Source organism: uncultured Sphaerochaeta sp., assembly GCF_963676625.2.
GTDB lineage: Bacteria > Spirochaetota > Spirochaetia > Sphaerochaetales > Sphaerochaetaceae > Sphaerochaeta.
Window position 1 is genome coordinate 203,841 of the sequence record NZ_CAXXYB010000002.1, and the last position, 17,606, is coordinate 221,446.

At 43.1% G+C, this 17,606-nt stretch carries 18 protein-coding genes; 14 read left to right on the plus strand and 4 right to left on the minus strand.

Going from position 1 to position 17,606, the window contains the following annotated elements; genetic code table 11:
- The first annotated feature begins 27 nt into the window (after positions 1 to 27).
- The 4 genes from ACHZBG_RS02615 to ACHZBG_RS02630 are packed head-to-tail and all read left to right on the plus strand — an operon-like array spanning position 28 to position 4,706.
- Positions 28 to 1,404 (plus strand): hypothetical protein, encoded by a 1,377-nt coding sequence (locus ACHZBG_RS02615; RefSeq protein WP_320127885.1) that lies wholly within the window; start codon positions 28 to 30, stop codon positions 1,402 to 1,404.
- Positions 1,373 to 3,268, plus strand: coding sequence for a hypothetical protein (locus ACHZBG_RS02620; protein WP_320127886.1), 1,896 nt, complete (start codon positions 1,373 to 1,375; stop codon positions 3,266 to 3,268). Before ACHZBG_RS02615 ends, ACHZBG_RS02620 begins: the two co-directional genes overlap by 32 nt.
- Positions 3,268 to 4,062, plus strand: a complete 795-nt coding sequence (locus ACHZBG_RS02625) for an inositol monophosphatase family protein (RefSeq protein WP_320127887.1) — start codon at positions 3,268 to 3,270, stop codon at positions 4,060 to 4,062. Before ACHZBG_RS02620 ends, ACHZBG_RS02625 begins: the two co-directional genes overlap by 1 nt.
- Positions 4,059 to 4,706 carry an HAD hydrolase-like protein gene (locus ACHZBG_RS02630; protein WP_320127888.1) on the plus strand — a complete coding sequence of 216 codons (648 nt, stop codon included), beginning with the start codon at positions 4,059 to 4,061 and terminating at the stop codon, positions 4,704 to 4,706. Before ACHZBG_RS02625 ends, ACHZBG_RS02630 begins: the two co-directional genes overlap by 4 nt.
- Here ACHZBG_RS02630 and ACHZBG_RS02635 read toward each other — a convergent pair.
- On the minus strand, positions 4,690 to 5,220 hold the full coding sequence (locus ACHZBG_RS02635) for a flavodoxin family protein (RefSeq protein ID WP_320127889.1): 531 nt from the start codon (positions 5,218 to 5,220) through the stop codon (positions 4,690 to 4,692). The two genes, ACHZBG_RS02630 and ACHZBG_RS02635, sit on opposite strands and share 17 nt — an antisense overlap.
- Positions 5,221 to 5,297: 77 nt before the next feature.
- On the opposite strand from ACHZBG_RS02635, the gene ACHZBG_RS02640 reads away from it, so the two are divergent.
- Genes ACHZBG_RS02640 through ACHZBG_RS02655 form a run of 4 tightly spaced genes read left to right on the plus strand, consistent with a single transcriptional unit; the run spans position 5,298 to position 9,053 of the window.
- Positions 5,298 to 5,705, plus strand: a complete 408-nt coding sequence (locus tag ACHZBG_RS02640; protein ID WP_320127890.1) for a RidA family protein — start codon at positions 5,298 to 5,300, stop codon at positions 5,703 to 5,705.
- 29 nt (positions 5,706 to 5,734) lie between these two features.
- Complete coding sequence (gene gcvT, locus ACHZBG_RS02645) at positions 5,735 to 6,853, plus strand: glycine cleavage system aminomethyltransferase GcvT (RefSeq protein ID WP_320127891.1); 1,119 nt, start codon at positions 5,735 to 5,737, stop codon at positions 6,851 to 6,853.
- 3 nt (positions 6,854 to 6,856) lie between these two features.
- Positions 6,857 to 8,164 carry a hypothetical protein gene (locus ACHZBG_RS02650; protein WP_320127892.1) on the plus strand — a complete coding sequence of 436 codons (1,308 nt, stop codon included), beginning with the start codon at positions 6,857 to 6,859 and terminating at the stop codon, positions 8,162 to 8,164.
- Between the two features lies 1 nt (position 8,165).
- Positions 8,166 to 9,053 (plus strand): RING finger protein, encoded by an 888-nt coding sequence (locus ACHZBG_RS02655; protein WP_320127893.1) that lies wholly within the window; start codon positions 8,166 to 8,168, stop codon positions 9,051 to 9,053.
- A 50-nt stretch (positions 9,054 to 9,103) separates the two neighbouring features.
- Here ACHZBG_RS02655 and ACHZBG_RS02660 read toward each other — a convergent pair whose 3' ends face one another.
- Both ACHZBG_RS02660 and ybaK read right to left on the minus strand, forming a co-directional pair.
- A complete protein-coding gene (locus tag ACHZBG_RS02660) occupies positions 9,104 to 9,595 on the minus strand; it encodes a hypothetical protein (RefSeq protein WP_320127894.1) in 492 nt (163 codons plus the stop codon).
- A gap of 64 nt (positions 9,596 to 9,659) precedes the next feature.
- Positions 9,660 to 10,139: a Cys-tRNA(Pro) deacylase gene (gene ybaK / locus ACHZBG_RS02665; protein ID WP_320127895.1), complete on the minus strand. Its 480-nt coding sequence runs from the start codon at positions 10,137 to 10,139 to the stop codon at positions 9,660 to 9,662.
- A 143-nt stretch (positions 10,140 to 10,282) separates the two neighbouring features.
- Here ybaK and ACHZBG_RS02670 point away from each other — a divergent pair, with 143 nt between their 5' ends.
- Positions 10,283 to 10,981, plus strand: a complete 699-nt coding sequence (locus tag ACHZBG_RS02670; RefSeq protein WP_320127896.1) for a GntR family transcriptional regulator — start codon at positions 10,283 to 10,285, stop codon at positions 10,979 to 10,981.
- Between the two features lie 536 nt (positions 10,982 to 11,517).
- Positions 11,518 to 12,636 carry an enolase C-terminal domain-like protein gene (locus ACHZBG_RS02675; RefSeq protein ID WP_320127897.1) on the plus strand — a complete coding sequence of 373 codons (1,119 nt, stop codon included), beginning with the start codon at positions 11,518 to 11,520 and terminating at the stop codon, positions 12,634 to 12,636.
- 9 nt (positions 12,637 to 12,645) lie between these two features.
- On the opposite strand, the gene ACHZBG_RS02680 is transcribed toward ACHZBG_RS02675, so the two are convergent.
- On the minus strand, positions 12,646 to 13,170 hold the full coding sequence (locus ACHZBG_RS02680) for a YcxB family protein (protein ID WP_320127898.1): 525 nt from the start codon (positions 13,168 to 13,170) through the stop codon (positions 12,646 to 12,648).
- Between the two features lie 268 nt (positions 13,171 to 13,438).
- On the opposite strand from ACHZBG_RS02680, the gene ACHZBG_RS02685 reads away from it, so the two are divergent.
- The 4 genes from ACHZBG_RS02685 (at position 13,439) to ACHZBG_RS02700 (ending at position 17,597) form a co-directional block, all read left to right on the plus strand.
- Positions 13,439 to 14,506: a LacI family DNA-binding transcriptional regulator gene (locus ACHZBG_RS02685; RefSeq protein ID WP_320127899.1), complete on the plus strand. Its 1,068-nt coding sequence runs from the start codon at positions 13,439 to 13,441 to the stop codon at positions 14,504 to 14,506.
- 47 nt (positions 14,507 to 14,553) lie between these two features.
- Positions 14,554 to 15,627, plus strand: a complete 1,074-nt coding sequence (locus ACHZBG_RS02690) for a TRAP transporter substrate-binding protein (protein ID WP_320127900.1) — start codon at positions 14,554 to 14,556, stop codon at positions 15,625 to 15,627.
- 74 nt (positions 15,628 to 15,701) lie between these two features.
- Positions 15,702 to 16,289, plus strand: coding sequence for a TRAP transporter small permease (locus ACHZBG_RS02695; protein WP_320127901.1), 588 nt, complete (start codon positions 15,702 to 15,704; stop codon positions 16,287 to 16,289).
- Complete coding sequence (locus ACHZBG_RS02700; protein WP_320127902.1) at positions 16,290 to 17,597, plus strand: TRAP transporter large permease; 1,308 nt, start codon at positions 16,290 to 16,292, stop codon at positions 17,595 to 17,597.
- The last annotated feature ends 9 nt before the right edge of the window (positions 17,598 to 17,606 follow it).

The following is a 17,606-nucleotide window of genomic DNA, read 5'->3' on the forward strand; positions in this document are numbered from 1 at the left end:
TATGCTCAAGTCAGGGAGAGTGCATTCGTGAAAAATAGCAGGAATTGGGACTTGCCTACAATGAGTGGCGTTTCCCCGGATAAGATCCAACGGAACCTTAGGGAATTGTCTCATTTTCTCGATAATGATGTCACGAATATCCAAAAGCTTTTTTCCCTCTATAACCCACTTGAGTTACTGAAAATGGCTTGTTGGGAACAACGGAGAATCGATCACGTTCGTCTTGACGATGAATGGAGTCATCTTGTTGCCGGTCGTTTGGTTTCCTATCTTCAGCAACTGGTTTGTTCCAGCGATGGAACCTTTTCCCAAAACCGAGAAATTAAAGGAAAGGATTGGAAACGCCTTGGTCAACTCTTCGAGGATTTCTGTGCAAAAACCTTACGATATATCGATAACCATGTACTGTCCTTGAATATGGGGAATTTTTTCTCTGATGAATCATTGATGGTTGCTTTCCAGCAATTTGCCGATGATTTTTGCATTCCCCCTTGTGTCGATGCTTCCCTCTATAAAAAGAAGAGTGCTGCGCTTTCCTATCGATTACAGCCTTTCAATGAATTGATCTCCTTAGTCTTTCCCTGTGGTTTGGACTCCCTGATCAAGGCCTTTGTTGCCTTGGGTGAAAATGCTTTTGACGGAATTGACAAGCTGAAAGAAGATAGTACGGTATTCAAACAGGCAAGTATGTTGCAAATCGAGTTGCTCAAAAGCAACGGGGAAGGTGAGCAAGATGTCAAGGCCATGATGGATAAAGTTATCAAGCAACAAGGATGGGAACCTTGGATTGCCGATATTGTTGGTCGTAGGGATGGTTTTGATTTGTTTGATGTCCAAAAGGTCACTTCGTTATCTTTTGAGGTTTGTGCACTGCTTTCCAATAGACCTGGTGAAGATGAAACCTTCCTTTCAGGTGATTCGATAGGTTGGTTGACCAAGGATTTTGGTTTGGGCGGTAAACCCTTCTTGCAAATAGGATCAAAATTCTATTGTTTTGATGCCGAGTACCTTCTGGATAAGACCTATAGGATAATTCGATCATCTGTTTGCAATTTTTCAAGTGAGCTTTCGGCTCGATGGTCGAGTATTGAAAAAGAGAAGGAGTCTTTGTTGCCAGTCTCCTTCTTTTCTACTTTACTGGGGACAATGAATTTTACCTGCAACGTCAAAATGGGCAATCGTGTCATTGACGCTGTCTTTGAAGATGATAAGCGAAAATTGAATCTTCTGGTTCTCTCAGAACAATTTCCGACTTCTTCAGGCAATCCTTTCCTCTCTTCCCAGGAAACTATCCTCGAATTGGAACATGAGAGCGAGCTTTCCTTGTTTGGTAAAGAGCTTGCAGACCCTTGCATTATCCTTGATATGAAGCATGATTGCATCTATCCCCTTGGAGTTCCATGAAAATGTAATGAGGCTTTCTTTCTTGCAACTTTCCAATCTTGCTTCCGATTGGAACGGAGTATTGCAATTAAAGGAAAAGTTGGGGTTGTCCATACCCAAACCGTTTGAATTGGAAGCTGCTCCCTCCGTTGAAGATGAAGAGAGGGAAGATGATAATTCCGATGATGAGGAACAAGAAACTGCAAATGATCTTGCAAAAGAAGATATGCAACCCTCCTTGTTTGATTTTGATGAGGAAAATCCTTATGAGCACGGCACTTTGCTTGGGGCTTTGGACAAGGACAGTGATGATTACAAGGATGAGTATGACCAGGAAGCCGAGGATTTGCTCAGTGAGTATGAGGAAGACTCGGATGTTGATTTGGATTATTTCACTGACAAACAAGGCATATCGGAAGCTGATGACGATTTAGAGTCGGGAAATGAAGAAAATCCGTATTCAATACCCATGTCGTCTGATGATGAAGATGAAGCAATTGAAGAGATGGAAGAAAATCATGCACCTTTATCGCTTTTTTCCATTTTGTCATCGATTTCAAAGGGAAAGAATCCTGAACAAAGTATACTAGCGGCTCCCCGGCAAGAGGAACCTATCGAGCAGGAAGAACCTATCGAGCAGGAAGAACCTGTCGAGCAGGAAGAACCTGTCGAGCAGGAAGAACCTGTCGAGCAGGAAGAACCTGTCGAGCAGGAAGAACCTGTCGAGCAGGAAGAACCTGTCGAGCAGGAAGAACCTATCGAGCAGGAAGAACCTATCGAGCAGGAAGAACCTATCGAGCAGGAAGAACCTATCGAGCAGGAGGAACCTATCGAGCAGGAGGAACCTGTCGAACTAGAGGAACCTGTCGAACTAGAGGAACCTGTCGAACTAGAGGAACCTGTCGAACTAGAGGAACCTGTCGAACTAGAGGAACCTGCAGAGCAGGAGGAACCTGTAGAACAAGAGGAACCTGTCGAACTAGAGGAACCTGTAGAGCAGGAAGAACCTGTGGAGCAGGAAGAACCTGTGGAGCAGGAAGAACCTGTGGAGCAGGAAGAACCTGTGGAGCAGGAAGAACCTGTAGAACAAGAAGAACCTGTAGAACAAGAAGAACCTGTAGAACAAGAAGAACCTGTAGAACAAGAAGAACCTGTAGAGCAGGAAGAACCTGTAGAGCAGGAGGAACCTGTAGAACAAGAAGAACCTGTAGAGCAGGAAGAACTTGTGGAGCAGGAAGAACTTGTGGAGCAGGAAGAGCCTTCTTTACCTTCAACTGAAAGCAGTGCACCTGAAATGGTTCCCGTAAATTCTTCCAGTGTTGCCAGTACTCCGTCTCTCCCTAGATTTATTCTGGCTGAGGAAATCTCAAAACAGAGGAGTGAGGGGAAAGAAGGTGAGGTTGCTGATTCTCCTGTTGTATTTGATGAGATTGTCTCCTCCTTGGAGGATGTTATTCCTGCTCGTTTGCAGGAAATTCTCAAGACTATGGAGAGTGAAGAAAACAGCATATTTTTCAATTTCTGCAAGACTGCGGATAGTTCCTTGTTGCAAAAGATCGATACCTTGATAGAACAAGCCCGGGAATCCCAGCTAGCCGATGGAAAGGATAAGATGTTTACTATTCCTGGTCATGAGTTGACTCTAGTCTTGATAACCGGTCGCAATGACATGCTTTGCAATTGGGACCGGCGAAATAATGTTGCAGCAATAATGTATACCCAGAACAAGTCCTCTTGGACTGCACTCTATCTTGCTTTCAGCAAGGGTGGAAAGCTTTTTCATGTAGAGGAAAAAAATATTCGGACTGAGGATTTCTCCCAGAATGATTGGAAATTTGTCGTTAGTCTCGGTGATAGATTATTGGAAAAGAGGAAAAATAAATAATGGAAGGCGATAGCATCGAACAACGTCTGGCGCTTGCCAGGCTTGCAGCCGAACAAGCGGGCGCAATGGTTCTGAAAGCAGGGGAAACAGGTTCTTTTGAAGTCCATGCCAAGCAAACCAATGATTTTGTAACGGATATGGACAAGGCTTCAGAGAAATTGATCATTTCTCTTATAAAGGAAGCCTTTCCCGATGATGCAATTTTTGGAGAGGAATCCGGGAACTGCAGTTCAGGATCCTCTGGAAGATGGATCATTGATCCCATAGATGGTACCACCAATTATTTTCGTTCTCTGCCAAACTATACTATCAGCATTGCCTGGGAACTGGAGCCTTATAAACCTTTGGTCGGCGTTGTTTTCAACCCACGACAGAATGAAATGTTCTGGGCCAGCAAAGGAAAGGGAGCTTTCCTCAATGGCAAGAAAATTCAGGTTTCCTCAATCGCGGACCCTGCCCTTGTCTTGATGGTTTGCGTCCCTCCTCACCGGCATCATGAGGCGATTGCTTCATATTTTGAGAAGGAACAGCGTATTCTCGAACAAATCAGCGATATTCGTTCTTTCGGGTCTTGTGCTCTGGAACTCGCTTACATCGCAACAGGTCGTCTTGATGGCTATTATGAGCTCTTCTTGGGGTATTATGATATGGCCGCAGGAATGGTCCTGGTCGAAGAGGCTGGCGGAAAAATATCCAGTGCTGATCCTGATAAGGTTTTTTCTGATACTCATTGCGATCTTGTAGCTTCAAATGGGTTGATTCAAGATTGGATTTTACATATGGTTCAGGCATGAAGTATAAACTCGCAATTTTTGATCTTGATGGAACCTTGATGAACACTTCTCCTGGTATCTTTGCCTCGGCCAACCATGCAATGGTGGAATTGGGCTTGCAGCCGGAAGACGATATAAAGCAATTGAGCAAGTTTATCGGACCTCCGATAAATCAATGCTTCAGAAATACCTACAATCTTGATGAATCGCTTATTGGCAAGGCCGTTGAAGCTTATAGAAAGGAATACTTCGCGCGTGGTCAATATAATGCTGTCATATATCCACAACTTGAACAGACTCTTTCCCAGTTACAAGATCGCGGGTGTCTGTTGGCGGTGGGAACATTGAAACATGAGGAACTGGCTACGAATATGATGCATTACTTCAAGTTGGAAAAGTATTTTTCCTCCATTCGAGGTGCCGATACTGAATCCAAGCTTTCCAAGGCCGATATCGTAAGAAAGGTATTGGAGGATTTGCATATTCAGAATTCTGAAGCCATTCTCATCGGGGATACCATCCATGATTTGGAAGGTGCCAAAGGAGCTGGTGTAGGTTTCATTGCAGTAGATTACGGGTTCGGATTTCCTCTAGGCCAAAAGCGGGAAGAGGGGATGCTCGCAGTAATCAAACACCCTAAAGAATTGCTTAGTTATTTTGTATAAGGTGCCTGGCCAAGTCCAAGGCTTCTTCATTATCCATTGCTTTATGGGAATCATCGGCGGAAACGGGAAGATATCCGGCAAAAACCATCCCTGTATACTCGCAGATTGCCTTGAATTGTTCTTGTATGAGCATATATTGAATTCCTTCCACAGAATCTGATCCTGTAACGATAAGGTAAAAATCCTTATTATGGAAATCCTTTAGGTTCAGTGCGTACAAACGATCGATGCAGGTCTTGAGCAGGGAAGATATCCCCCACCAATAGACAGGGGAAACAAAGCATACCGCATCGGCTTCCTTGAATTGTGTATATATTGGTTGCATATCGTCTGTATAACGGCAACTGCCGGTTCTCTTGCAGTGCTTGCAACCTGTGCAATCAGAAATCTTTTTTTCTCCCAGGTACAGATTTTCCACCGTATACCGAGTTGAGGCTTCTTTTTCAAATTCTTTTGCCAGCGTGGAAGAGTTTCCGTTTTTCCGGGCACTTCCATGTATTATCAACATTTTCATACATTCAAAATACAACTAAGTGTAAACGCTTGCAAGATAGTTTCTCTGGCGGTATTCTATCGCGTAGGAGAAAAAAAATGATTGAAAATACTATTCCCGTTGAGAAGAAACTTGTCAATACAAAAATGGCCCCTGCCGCTATCGGGCCTTATAGTCAGGCAGTAATTGCCGCTCCGTTTGTGTTTACTTCCGGTCAGATTCCTGTCGATCCCGCTACTGGCCAATTGGTAGTCGGTGATGTAGAAGTTCAGGCAAGACAAGTATTCGAAAACCTCAAGGCTGTCTTATCAGAAGCGGGTAGTGATTTTTCAAAAGTCGTAAAGGCAACCGTATTTCTCAAGGATATGAATGATTTTGCCAAAATGAATGGTGTTTATGCCAGTTATTTTGAGGGAGGTATCCTTCCTGCTCGTTCAGCTGTCCAAGTCGCCAGACTGCCCAAGGATGTGGCAGTTGAAATCGAACTGATTGCACTTCTGAAATAAATGCTTTACAGATGAGGAAATAATATAAAATGAAACGTACTCCGCTTTATCCTGTTTATTCTACCTATGAGCAAGTGAAACTTATAGATTTTGGTGGTTGGGAACTTCCCGTCAATTTTGCCGGTGGAATTCTTTCGGAACATGAAGCTGTCAGAAAACGCGTAGGGTTATTCGATGTTTCCCATATGGGTGAATGTATGGTCATTGGCGAAAACGCCACACAATATCTGGATTATCTTTGCACGAATACCATCAGCACCTTGGTTCCTGGCCAGATTCAATATACTATGATGTGTTATCCAAACGGAACGGTCGTAGATGACCTGCTTGTCTATTGCAAGGATTCTCTCCATTATCTGGTTGTTCTCAATGCCTCAAACACCGAGAAGGATCTTGCCTGGATACGTGAGGGCAATCCCTGGACAAAGGAAAAACCCGAAATTACCGATTGCTCAGCTGAAACTGTTCAACTGGCCCTTCAAGGTCCTTTGGCTGTGAAGACCTTGGAAAAATTGGTACCGGATTGCCAGACTATCAAAAGTTTTACGTTTCGCGATACCTGTTTGGTAGGAGGCGTGCAAGCCTTGGTCAGCAGGACAGGATATACCGGAGAGGATGGTTTTGAGCTTTACTGCAAGGTGGAGGATGGTCCACGCCTGTGGAATATCCTCTTGGAAGCTGGCAAGGAATTTGACATTGCCCCTTGTGGTTTGGGTGCTCGTGATACCTTGCGAATGGAATCCAAACTCCCTCTCTATGGCCACGAGATCAGCGATACAATTACACCGCTGGAAGCAAATCTCGGCGTTTTTGTCCATTTGGAAAAAACTGATTTCTGTGGTAAGGCAGCCTTGGAAAAACAAAAGACAGAAGGTATTCCTCGCACCCTCAGAGGTGTTGAGATGATAGAGAAGTCTGTACCTCGTGCCCAATGCAAAGTCTTTCTGGGTGATAGGGAAATTGGATTTGTCACCAGTGGCACCAAAAGTCCCAGTTTGCAAAAATTCTGTGCCTATGTCTTGATTGATCGTTCCACCGGACTTAAATTCGGAGATGTACTGGAAATTGAAATCCATGGTCAACGGAAGAAGGCCCTGCTTGTCAAAACCCCGTTTTATAAGCATGGTATTTCAAATGACCAGATATAGATTATGAAAGTAGAAAGTTATGCACCGGAAGGTTTCATTGCACTTGATAACTCAGCTTTGATCTATCCTCCAACGGAGGCAAGGTTCAATGCAAATACCTATAGGGTATCGATTGATCTGACAATTACTGTAGATCCTGCTATACTTGAGCTTGCAGTAAACGATGTAATGCAACGTTGTTCCTATGCAAAGGTAAGTCTGCACAAGGGCTTCTTTTGGTATTTCCTGTCACCTAATCCCAGGCCTATCCTCTTGCAGGAGGAAGGTGCCTATCCTTGTACACGTTTTTCTTTCAAGGACGGCAACGGGTACCTGTTCAAGGTGCTCTACAGCAAAAACAGGATTGCCTTGGAGTGTTTCCATGCACTGACCGATGGTTCCGGTGCACTGATTTATCTGAAAATGATTGTCCAGCAGTATTATACCTTGGCTTCCTTGAAGGAGTTTACCTTCAAGGGTGCCTTGGACTTTCAGGTGCGACCTTCCCGGCAGGAATTCAGTGACCCTTTCCAGCATTTGTATGATAAGAACCTTCCAGGTTCCCCTTCTACCGGTTCCTCCTTTCATCGAATAGGCAAGGGATCCTATGATGATAGGGTCAAGGTCATCAGTTGCCTCGTCGATGCTGACTTGCTTCATTCGATTTCCAAAAAGAATGGGGTTTCCATTACGGGGTATCTTTGTTCCATCTTGTTGTGGTCGCTTCAAGCTTTGCAGAAGGAAGAAATTCCAATGCAGAAGAAGCGCAAACCTATCAGGATATCTGTTCCCATGAACCTGCGAAAGATATTTAACTATGAGACCATGCGCAACTTTACCTTGTTTGCGACACCTGGCATTGAACCGGCTTTAGGTGAATATACTTTTGATGAAATCCTGAGAAATGTGCGACATGGTATGGAGACTTCGCAAGATACCAAGAAGATTCTCAGCCAAATCAAACGAAACGTAGGGGGTGAGCGAAATATTCTTATGAGAATGGCCCCCAATGTAATCAAGAACCCTTTATTCAAGCTATTATCCGATTCGTTGGGTGATGATCTTTATTCTGCGGTTCTGTCCAACCTTGGTTATGTGCAGGTCCCAGAGGAATTGCAGCCAACGCTTGATAGAATGGATTTTTATCTTTCACCCGGCGAGATGAACAAAGTAGCACTTGCCGTGATAGGTTGGAAAGATACGATAACCCTAAATTTCTCCAGTTTCTATAATTCTGATACTAAACTTGAGCGGTTGTTCTGTACCTTCTTGGTTGAGGCAGGTATTCCTGTGAAAATCTCGACAAACCGTTCTGATTCCGAGGAGCTATAACATGGCGTATTGCATTCAATGTGGTGTTAAATTGGAAGATGGTGCCAAGAAGTGTCCGCTTTGCCATACCGAAGTGGTATTGCCGACTTCCATGACTGAACAAAAAAAAGATCCGCTGTTTCCTGAACCCATGCCTGCGAAAGGCTCAAGCGGATTGAAGAAAACTTCCAAAGGGGTAGTGGAACTGACCCTTGCCCTATTATTTATCAGCGAATTGACAGTCTTTTTTTCCATGTGGTTCTCAGGCAATATCGCATATAGTTTTATTCCCTTGTTTTGCCTGTTCATGGCGGCTGTCATCATTATTATTGCGTTTTCGGCAAAACATACGTTTGCCATACAAGTTTCCTTCCATTCCCTGGCCGTATCGGTCTTGCTTCTTGGCTTGGACGGTTCCGATTGGTCTTTATCCTGGTCCTTGGTTACCGTAGGCGCAATCTTTCTTACTTGGATCATCCTCGTATTGCCTACAATGCCAAAATTGGCCAAGCATCCCGTATTGCTTGGATGCATTTCGCTGGTTGCTTCCCTGGTTTATGTAGCTTTTATCAATATCTTTGGTTCTGGTGCCTTGACTTGGTTTTTCCCTGTGGCAATCCCGGCTTCTTTGGTTCTTCTTTTAGGTCTTGGTCTTATGTATGTGCGTTTTTTCCGCAAGAATACAACTCGATTACCTCTTGCAGATCTGGTTTTTTTTATACTGGCCGTCATTTCCTTGACAATGAGCGCCCTTGATTTGTTTTCTACTCATTATCTCTTGGGAATCTGGGGTTTGCGTTGGTCTGTAAGTCTGTTGGTGGCGGCGATACTACTTGTGATTTTCCTCACTGCAGTGACAATGAGCAGACGCATAAGACGTTATTTTACCAGCCAGAACAAGCATGTCTGATCTTCTGTGATGCCATTAAACAGAATAGGTGCCTTGAGGGAATCTCATATTCAAAGGGGTTTCCTTGTCGCATGAACTTCACAGCTGATACGAATATTTCCATTCTTGTCGAGATTCGTATTCTGCCAACGAAATGAGTCACCGGTGATAGCGGAGAATATCCACTTTGTGTCGGAATCCAAAACCGAACAGATGATCCTGTCATCTTCTTTTGTACACTTTAAGCGGGTTGTATAATTTGCACAGATATACGTCATGTCGTACCATCTGTTTTTTCTGTCATACATCCTGATGGTAACTCCGTATTCTGCATCTGGTTGAGGATTTGAGATTCTTTCGGCTCGGGAAGGGCAGATGAACAAATCTTCTATTGCCATTCCATCAAGTGCTCTTCTGAATAACCATTCGCCTTGGACTTTTCGTCCACTTGGCTCTGAATAGTTCAGGTTCCAATCACCCAGAAGGTTTTGAAACCAATCATCTTCATCAGGAATGGATGGATTTTTTTTCATGCTTATCAGGGCTTCGTATAATTGATCCATTGAGAATGCCTCCAAATCTATTCTGGTGCCTGGTAGCCTCTTCCAAGATGAGACTACAGAACAATTAGGTAAAGTCGGCAAAGACCGCTTCTGAGGCCTTGAGCAGGTCGTCTGGCTTGATTTTCAACTGAAGGCCTCTCTGACCTCCACTGACATAGATGTATTCTTCCAGTTGGGCAAGTTCTTCAAGGAAGGTAGGAAAATGTTTTTTCATACCCAAAGGAGAACAGCCCCCTCTTATATACCCTGTGGTGTTTTGCAATCTGTCCATTTTTATCAGATCAATATCTTTGCTATGGGTAAGCTCCCTTGCTTTTTTCATACTTATCGAGAAGTCAGCTGGAAGACAAAAGACAAATACTTCGTTGTCGCTATTTTGCATGACGATGGTCTTGAATACTTGTTGGGGGTTTATTCCTGCAGCCTGGCTGGCGTGGACGGCATCGAGATGCTCTTCATCCCATTCATAGGTCACGACCTCATATTCGATTGCCAAGGATTCCAGGATCCTCATTGCATTGGTTTTCTTTGTAGTGATGCTCATAAACGGTATGGTAAGCATTTTAAAAAGTGTATGCAAGGAAAAATGCCTTTCTGGTTTTCTTTTTTCCCAAGTTGCAGAGTTGAACCTTGTCTATTCCCCTCACTTAAGACTATAGTTGGATGAATAGGGAAATGGGGGTACACATGGAAATGTCTTCAGGTAACAATCTCAAGGAATCGGCATATGTCTATATCAAGGAAAGAATTCTTAATTGCGAATATCTGCCGGGGGAAATTTTGTTTGAGAAGCAGATTACCGACTCCATCGGAGCAGGAAGGACTCCCATCCGAGAGGCCTTGATAACACTGCAATCCGAGAATCTTGTCGAAATTTTCCCTAGGAAGGGTACGTGTGCGAAAGTTATCTCCAAGGAAGATCTCATGGAATTGTTTGCACTCAGGAAATTAATCGAACCAGCTTCGATCATAAGAAACAAGGGAAACATAGACCTTGATAAGTTGCATGATTTTGACCTTGCTTTCAAAGATCTTTCAGTCCAGAAGGGAAAAGAAATGGATAGAAGATTCTATTCCCTTGATATCGAGTTCCACCAATATCTCATAGATTGCTCCAACAACAAACGCCTTACCAAGATTTTTGGAGCCATTATGCAGGATACGTATAGGATTGGTATCTACAGCACACTCTTTTCCCAGAGGAATTCGAAGGAATCGACATACCAGCAGCATCACCGGATCATAAATGCAATCCTAGAGGAAAATGATGGACAAATAGGTGATGCTTTATACAGTCACATCAACTATTCACTTATAGCGTCACTGGAAACCCTCCGTAAAAAAGAGAATAAAGAGAATGAAGAGGTCTTCGGAACTCCTATTTGAAGCAGAAATTATCTGGAAACCATAGGCAAGGGCTCTTTTGGCTATGGCATAATCCTACCCTGTACCATAATTACCTCGGTGAGTAGTGAAAGGCCAGCAAGTAGCCTTGTTCTGTACTACCTACATAGGTTTCTTTTGAATTTAGCCGTAAATAACAGAATCTCCATTAGCTGACAATCCATGGGACCTCTCTTGGAATATCTTTCTGTTCCTTTTTATAGAGGTCTTGTGCTGTTTTTTCCAGTTTTACACTCAACTGATATATTTATAATTAAAAATATCAATATATACAAAAAAATCATGCAAAAAAATAGCAAAAAAACTTCTTTTAAAATCTATGTTCCTATGATAATATATCTATTAAAGTGTTTTTATAAAATACTTAATTATGTATTATTAGCAATATTACCAAAGATATTGTTATGTGATATATATTAAGTAGTAAAATACGCTAAAGATAGATTATAATGTTTGAAAATATCATTTATATTATAAAAACAACATACCAGATATATTAGTATTTGGAGGAGGCATTCTTGAAAATCATACAATTCGAGACATGGTGGGTAAAACGAAATCGTTGTCTTTTCGATCAAGAGCGCAAAGGTGCTGCAGCTATGGATTGGGATGTTCTTGTGTTGAAGTTGACCTGTGATAATGGGCTTGAGGGAATTGCCACTTGTCTGGCTGCCCGCAGTGGTGCCGTGAGCGAAGCTTACCTCCATGAGACCATTGCTCCTGTAATTTTGGGTAGGGATCCCCATGACAGAGAGAAAATCTGGCATGAGTTTTGGACAATCGACCGTCATTTGACCTTTTTCCCTGTCTTTCTTCCAGGTCCGATTGATGTAGCGCTCTGGGATCTTTGTGCAAAGGAAGCTTCTCTTCCCTTATATAAATACCTTGGAGCCTACAGGGATAGACTTCCTGTCTATGCCAGTGGTAATTTCCACGCAACAATCGATGAATATGTCCAGGAAGCACTTCATTATAAAGCCTTGGGGATAAAAGGGTACAAGGCCCATCCCTGTGGACCTGTTGAGATGGATTTGAAGATTCATGAAGCGTTACGTACGGCTGTTGGAAAGGACTATGTATTGATGAGCGATCCTGTTGCCGAATATACCCTTGATCAAGCAATCAAGGTAGGACGACAGCTTGAGAAACTTGACTATCATTGGTTTGAGGAGCCGTTCAGGGATTTTGAACTCTATAAATATTCCGAATTATGCAGGGTTTTGGATATTCCCGTAGCGGCGACGGAGACTACCCGGGGCTGTCACTGGGGTGTTGCCCAGGTTATTTCCCAGAGGGCAGCCGACATAGTCCGTGCCGATGTCAGTTGGAAGGATGGGATAACCGGGACGCTGAAAATTGCCCATATGGCAGAAGGTTTCGGTATGAATTGTGAAATCCATACAACTACCATGAATTACATGGATATGGTCAATGTCCATGTTGGTTGTGCAATCAGAAATAGTGAATACTTCGAATATTTTGTACCGGAGGAAAATTACCAGCTTCCAATGAAAGGAAAGCTTCCCATCGATTCTGATGGATATATTTCGGTTTCAGATAAAATAGGGGTTGGTGTGGAGCTCGACTGGGCCTTGATTGCAGAAAATTGTCATTCCTACAAGAAACAATGTATTTAATGCTTCAAGTCAAAACCGGGCTTTGATGAATCTGCCAAGGGGGAGAGATCCTGAGACCAAGTGTATCAACTCTTCCTTGGATCCTTGTTCGATTCCCCTAAAAGGGAGAATGAATGCCTTGGTTTTGGATACGTACAGGTATAGATACTCTTTGTTTAGGTATAGACGGTATACCTGTTTCCAGGCGAGATTCTGTTTTTCTTTTTCCGTGATGACTTCAATACCTTCGTTGCCCAATATAACGGTATAGCCAAGACTGACTTTATCAAGTGAATTGGCTTTGATTTGGTTTTTTAAACTAATTTTAAATGACAGGAGTGAGCCGAGGGGAACCAGACAACCAATGACTATAAAGAGAATACAGAGGATCGTGCTGCCAGTTATGAGGTTTGCATAGGCGAATCCCCCGAGCAGGATAGGGAATAATACGAACCAGGTCCATCGGTGGTGCAAAACAAAGAAGTTGAAGGTGCTAAAATCCGAAAAGACTTTTGCATCGATCGTTGACTGAATGCGTACTACTGTATTGTCCATGATAAAAAGCTCCCAAGAGTCAGAAAAACTATGTTTTTGTACTGTTTGCTACAAAAACGTTATAGTGCTGTATTTTTTTCATGATAGCATTGATTAATCATAAAATACAGAAAATATTAGAAAATGTTGTACTTATATTGTAATATTTGCTATAAAAATTCTGAAATATACAAAAAAAAGAATTTTCTTGACAAAAATAATAAAAGACTCGTAGTATCAAATAGGTATTACTAAAACGTTATGGTTATCTATCAAGGGGCGCTTACAATTGGAAAAACGAGCAACAATCAAGGATATTGCCGAAAAGGCAGGGGTTTCTATAGGGAGTGTTCATTGTGCACTGATTGGAAAACCAGGGGTTAGCGAACAAACTCGTCTTCGTATTATCAAAGTTGCCAATGAATGTGGATATCGCCCGAATTCGGTTGCAGCTTCGTTAAAACGTAAAACTGTCAGGATTGCCGCAGCCTTTCCAGGCCCTACTGAAGACAATAGGTTCTTTTTTACCTATGTTTGGGAAGGCGTTCGCGAATATATCAGGGAAGTCAGCGATTTTAACATTGAACTAATCGAGGTCCCTTATTACAAGGGTGTGAACAACCATGCAGATGAATTGTCGGAATTGATCAACCATAGGGAATTTGATGGCCTTCTGACTGTTGGTTATACCGATATGGGTGGAAAGATTTCCCTTCAGCAATTCAAGAACAAGAATATCCCAGTAGTATTGATTGCCAATGATCTGCCACAGTCCGGGCGCCTATGCTGTGTACAACCAAATTATCAAATTGTAGGGCGTACACTTGCTGAGTTGATTCTTCGTCAGATTCCTGCGGGCTCCGGGATCTTGTTGTGTGCGGGGGATCTCTTGATCCCAGCCCATAACCAGATTGTCCAGGGCTTTGATGCCTATCTTGATGAACATCATTTGGATAATCCTGTATATAAGGTCCATGCAAATAAAATCAAGCAAGAGGTATACGACCATATTGTCCGAGAACTCAAGCGTGAGAATGTGAAAGCCTGTTGCTGTGTCAATGCACGGAGTAGCGTTTTGCTTGGTGAAGCCTTGGTCGAAACAGGAAAGGCCGGTCATATAATTGCGGTGGGAAGTGATTTGTTCGATGAGAATATCAATTTCCTTAGTAGTGGGGTGTTTACGAACCTTTTGCTTAAAAACCCGTATAGACAAGCCTATATGGCGGCAAAATTTCTATTGGAGTACCTGATTCGTGGAACCCAACCATCGATGGAGGTCTTGTATGTGGGAAGTGAGATTGTGTTTCAGAGCAGTCTGCCCATGTATGAAAATGATTCTTATCGGCTCATCATCTAGATATAGGCCGTTATTGAAAAGTGAGAAAAATTCTTAGGAGGAATCACATGAAAAAAGTACTTGTTCTCGTTCTGGCTGTCGCAATAGCTGCAACAGCATTCGTTTCCTGTAGCAAGAAGGCAGTGGAGAAGACCGTAACGGCCTCTGCCCCTGCTGTCGGAGCTACTACGGCAAATACAGCCCCCGCCCCTGTTGCCAAGAAAAGTTATACATTCAAGTATGCAGAACTCAACCCCAATGGTCACATCATGGACCTTTGCGGTGATAAGTTTGCCGAACTTGTAGCGGCGAAATCGAATGGAAGAATTACCATTGAGGTGTTCCCCGCTGGGCAGCTCGGTGATGAAAAAACCATGTACCAGACCTTGCAGATGGGTGGTGGCGCTATCGATATTTGCCGTGGTAACACCAACTCTCTTGGAGATTTCGGGGTAAAGAAACTGACCCTTTTTGGCCTTCCCTTTATTTTTCGTGATAGGGCACACCTTTGGAGTGTCTTGAACAGCGAAATCGGGAAAGAATTCCTGAATGAACCACAGGAAATCGGTACAGGAATGGTAGGATTGAGTTATCTAGATGAAGGAAGTCGTAACTTTTTCTTGAAAAAGAATATAACCATCAATAGCATTGCAGATTTCAAAGGTTTGAAACTTCGTGTTCCTACTACAGCCCTGATGACCGAGACTGTATCAGCTCTTGGTGTCCAGTCAACACCGATCAGTTTTTCTGAGCTGTATTCTGCCTTGCAGGCAGGTACCGTAGATGGTGCAGAACAGCCCCATTCCGGTTATTATTCGAACAAGTTCTATGAAGTAGCCCCAAATTACATTCTCACTGGGCATACCTATAGCCCTTCAATTATCCTCATGAGTGAAAATGCTTTCAATAAACTCGATGCCGATGACCAGGCAATCATCCGTGAAGCAGCTACCGAGACTGCTGAGTGGAACCGTGCCAGCATTGAGAAGCTCGACACTGAGTTGCTCCAGAAAATCAAAGACGCTGGTGCCAATGTTGTCGAAGTCAAAGACAAGACCCCGTATATCAATGCTACTAAAGACGTAGTAATCAAGTATGCAAAAGGTCTGGAGAACTATTACGAAGCCATTCTTGCAAAATAAATAGCACCAGTATCTTCTGAAGAGGAGACAACGATCATGGTTGTCTCCTCTTTTCAGGAAACGGAGGAATCACCTTGGAAAAAGTAACTAAGTTTTTTGATTGGATATATTGGTTGTTTATGACCATATGCAAGCTTTGCTTTATTGGAATGGTTGGTATCACTGCTTTTGTCGTGTTCAACCGTTATATCATCAAAGGAAGTCTTGTCTGGGGTGAACCCGTCGTATTGATGTTTATGGTCTACATGTCCCTTATCAGCGCCGCTTTGGCAATCCGAAAGGATACCCATATAAGGATGGCGGTCATTGATATGATTGTTCCCCCGAATGTTGTCTGTGTCATGCGGGCTGTCTCCCAAGTTTTTATTTTCCTTTTTGGCGTGTTTCTCATTGTATTCGGATGGAAGTTCTCAATGTTGGCAAAACGGAATGTCATTACCGGGGTGGGGATTACCTCTATGTGGTTATATCTTTCCTGTCCCGTTGCAGGAATTGCTTTCTGTCTTATGGAAATCGAACGATTCATCAATTTTTGGGTACGGATCAAACATGGTGAGAGACTTGGTGACAGATCCATCGCGGATGAGGCCAAGGAATTGGTCAAAGATGCGGAAGACCAGAATATACAGAATGAATTCTTTTCAGTTGGGGGGACTAAATAAATGGATACGAATACCACTGCTGTCCTTATTTTGGTGGGATCTTTTTTTGTCATGTTGATTTGTAGGTTTCCTATAGCCTTTGCAATTGGACTTGCCAGTATCTTTACGACTTATTATCTCGGGCTTCCGATGATGCAAATCGCCCAACTCATGGTCAAGGGAGTCAATGTATTTACCTTGATGGCAGTTCCTTTTTTTATCATCGCCGGCGAACTGATGGGTGCAGGTGGAATCTCAAAACGTTTGATCAATTTGTCCAATGCCTTGGTAGGTTGGCTGCGGGGTGGTTTGGCAATGGTAAACATAGTTGCTTCCATGTTCTTCGGGGGTATTTCAGGTTCTTCAACTGCTGATACCGCTTCATTGGGAACCATACTTATTCCCATGATGCATGAACAGGGATATGACGATGAGTTTTCTACCAATGTTACCATGGCCAGTTCCGTTCAAGGACTTCTTATCCCACCCAGCCATAACATGGTCATGTATGCCATGGTTGCAGGAAGCGTCTCTGTCGGGCGTCTGTTTCTTGGTGGTATCATTCCCGGCATCGTGCTCGGTATCGCACTGATGATCTATAGCTATATCCTGGCCGTTAAACGGCATTATCCAAAGGGTGAACCCTTCAATATCAAAAACGTCCTGGTTACTCTTGCGGATTCAATTTGGGGACTCATTACCGTCATCATCGTTGTAGTTGGCGTTGTCAGTGGTATATTTACGGCAACCGAATCAGCGGCCATTGCGGTAGTCTGGGCAATTTTTGTAAGCTTTATTGTGTATAAGGAACTTACTCCGGTTAAAATGTGGCATGTAATCGAACGATCCCTGGGTACTCTTGCAATTGTCATGATTCTTATTTCTACTTCCCAGGTCTTTGGATGGTTGCTTACCTATCTGAAAATGCCTGAAATGGTTGCCTCTGCGATTCTTGGGCTTACGGACAACCGTTATGCAATCATGTTGATTCTCAATGTTACCATGTTGCTTCTCGGTACCATCATGGATATGTCTGCCATCATCCTTGTCGCTACCCCGATACTCCTTCCTATTGCAATGACTTGTGGACTTGACCCAGTGCATTTCGGCGTCATCATGATTTTAAACCTGGGTATTGGGCTCATTACCCCTCCTGTTGGAGGTACTTTGTTTGTCGGTTCAGCAGTTTCTGGGGTTCCCATCGAGAAACTCATCAAGACTTTGGTTCCCTTTTTCATAGTCATGATTGTAGTATTGCTCTTGATTACCTATATCCCTGGTATTGTTATGTTTCTTCCAAATCTTCTTATGCCTGTCTTGGGTGTATAGATGAAAAGA